This window comes from Chitinophaga sp. (assembly GCF_036566945.1).
Classification (GTDB): domain Bacteria; phylum Bacteroidota; class Bacteroidia; order Chitinophagales; family Chitinophagaceae; genus Chitinophaga.
Genome location: NZ_DATCVJ010000847.1, coordinates 1 through 2,565, shown reverse-complemented (window position 1 = coordinate 2,565; position 2,565 = coordinate 1). Strand labels below are relative to the sequence as shown.

The following is a 2,565-nucleotide window of genomic DNA, read 5'->3' as shown; positions in this document are numbered from 1 at the left end:
GTCGCCCAACGTAAACATCTCCAACTCACTGGTAGGCCGTATTCCGGGCATTATTGCCGTTAACAATAGCGGTGAACCCGGTTACGATGGCTCCAGGATCTTTATCCGTGGCCGCAGTACACTAGGCAATAGCAACCCACTGGTGGTGATTGATGGTTTCCCGAGGGATGGTTTTGAACGCATGAATCCGAACGACATTGAAAGCGTATCCATTCTGAAAGATGCTGCCGCGGCAATCTATGGTTCCCGGGCTGCGAATGGTGTTATCCTCGTGACTACCAAACGGGGTAAAGGAGGAAAGCCAACGCTGAGTTATGGTTTTAACCAGTCGTTTGTAACGCCTACCAGGTTGCCGGAAATGGCCGATGCACCAACCTACGCCAAGGTGGTGAACGAAATTTTGAAGTATGGTGGCGATGCACCGAAATACACGGATGACCAGATCAAAAAATTTGGCGATGGCTCCGATCCATGGCTGTATCCCAATACCAACTGGTATGATGCCGCTATCAAGAAATTTTCACTGCAAAACAGGCATGACCTGTCGCTCAGTGGCGGTTCTGAAAAGATGTCTTATTTCGTTTCACTGGGTTCATTATTCCAGGACGGTATTTATAAAAACAGCGCCACTAATTATAAGCAACAGAATGTGAGGGCCAACCTCGACGCCGTGGTAAATGATTACATCCGTCTGCGTTTTGATCTGGCGGGCCGTTTAGAAAACCGGAACTTTCCTCCACGCAGCGCCGGATCTATTTTCCGCTCACTGATGCGGGGCCGTCCTACGGAAAACGCGATCTGGCCCAACGGCATGCCAGGACCCGATATCGAGTATGGCGATAATCCCGTGGTAACAGGTACTAACGCCATCGGCTACACGAGCGATAAAAATTATGTTATCAATACCAACATGTCGGCCGTGGTGAATATTCCGTGGGTAGAAGGATTGTTTGTGGATGGTAGCTTCGCATACGACCAGAATTTCGACTTCTACAAATCATATATCAAGCCCTGGACATTATACACGCTCGCAGATCCAAATGATCCCACACACAAGCTGAATGCGGGTTCCAGAGGCGTGAGTGCGCCGGAACTATCGGAGCAATTTGGTTCGCTGCGTCAAACTACGCTCAACTTCAAACTAAACTATGTGCGCTCCTTTGGCAAACATAATATCAGCAGCTTTATCGCATTTGAACAGGCCACTTTAAAAAATGACAACTTCTCTGCCAACAGAAAATATTTTATCAGCGACAAACTGGATCAGTTGAGTTTAGGTGGCGATAAAGAGAAAAATAATAGTGGCAGTGGTTTCGAATATGCCCGCCGCAACTACTTTGGCCGTATCTCCTATAATTACAAGGAAACATACCTCTTTGATTATAATATGCGGTACGATGGCTCACAGAATTTTCCTGAAGGTCGTCGCATGGGCCTTTTCCCGGGCGCTTCTGCCGGCTGGGTATTGTCTAACGAAAACTTCTGGAAGAAAAGCATCCGCACACTGGACTACTTCAAACTACGCGCGTCCTGGGGACAAATGGGTAACGACCAGATCGATCCTTTCCAATACATGAGCACTTATGGCTTTAGTGGTGGCGGAGTGATGTTGGGAGGTGACCTCAACAAAGGACTTTATCAATTACGCTCTCCTAATGAAGCCATTACCTGGGAAGTAGCCAACAACTATGATGTAGGAATAGAGGCCAAAATTCTGGGAGATAAACTGGCCTTCGAAGGAGATTATTTTATGACCAAAAGATCCAACATCCTGGTGAGCCGTAGCTTGTCTATGCCCGGCTATACCGGTATGACCCTGCCTCAGGAAAATATTGGCCGTGTGGAAAACAAAGGTTTTGAAATGGTGATTTCTCATAAGAATGACATCAAAAAATTCCACTATGAAATCATAGGTACTATTACACATGCTCAAAACAAGATCCTGTATTGGGATGAAACACCCGGAGTGCCGGCCTGGCAACAGTCTACCGGTAAACAAATAGGTGCGCCATTGTATTATAAGGCCATTGGTATTTATAAAGATGAAGCACAGGTTAAAAATAGTGCACACCTGGATGGTGCCAGATCTGGTGATGTGATTTTTGAAGATGTAAACGGAGATAATGTAATCAATGATCTGGACCGGGTGCGCCTCGATCGCACAGAAAATCCCACCTGGATTTTTGGTTTAACCATGACCGCAAAATTCAAAAACTTCGATTTTACCATGTTGTGGCAGGGAGCCACCGGCGCCAGTCAATACCTGCGTACAGAATCCGGGCTGATAGGGAATTTCCCGATGGCATATGTAAAAGATCGTTGGACAGAAGATAATCCTAATGGCTCCTGGCCAAGAGCGTACGATCGTGACCGTGAGTACTGGGTAAACCGCCCCAATACATTCTGGTTCTGGAATACCAACTATGTACGTTTGAAAACACTGGATCTCGGATATAATATTCCTGCCAACCTTTGCAAACGGATAGGCTTGCAAAACCTGCGGGTATACGTAAGTGGCCAGAACCTGCTGACCATCGACAAAGTGAAAATATTTGATCCGGAAGC

The 2,565-nt window shown here is 46.6% G+C and carries 1 protein-coding gene; it reads left to right on the top strand.

Annotation, left to right across the window (positions count from 1 at the left end; translation table 11 throughout):
* The coding region (locus tag VIP81_RS25540; RefSeq protein WP_331967918.1) for a TonB-dependent receptor at positions 1–2,565 on the top strand (2,565 nt) is incomplete at both ends.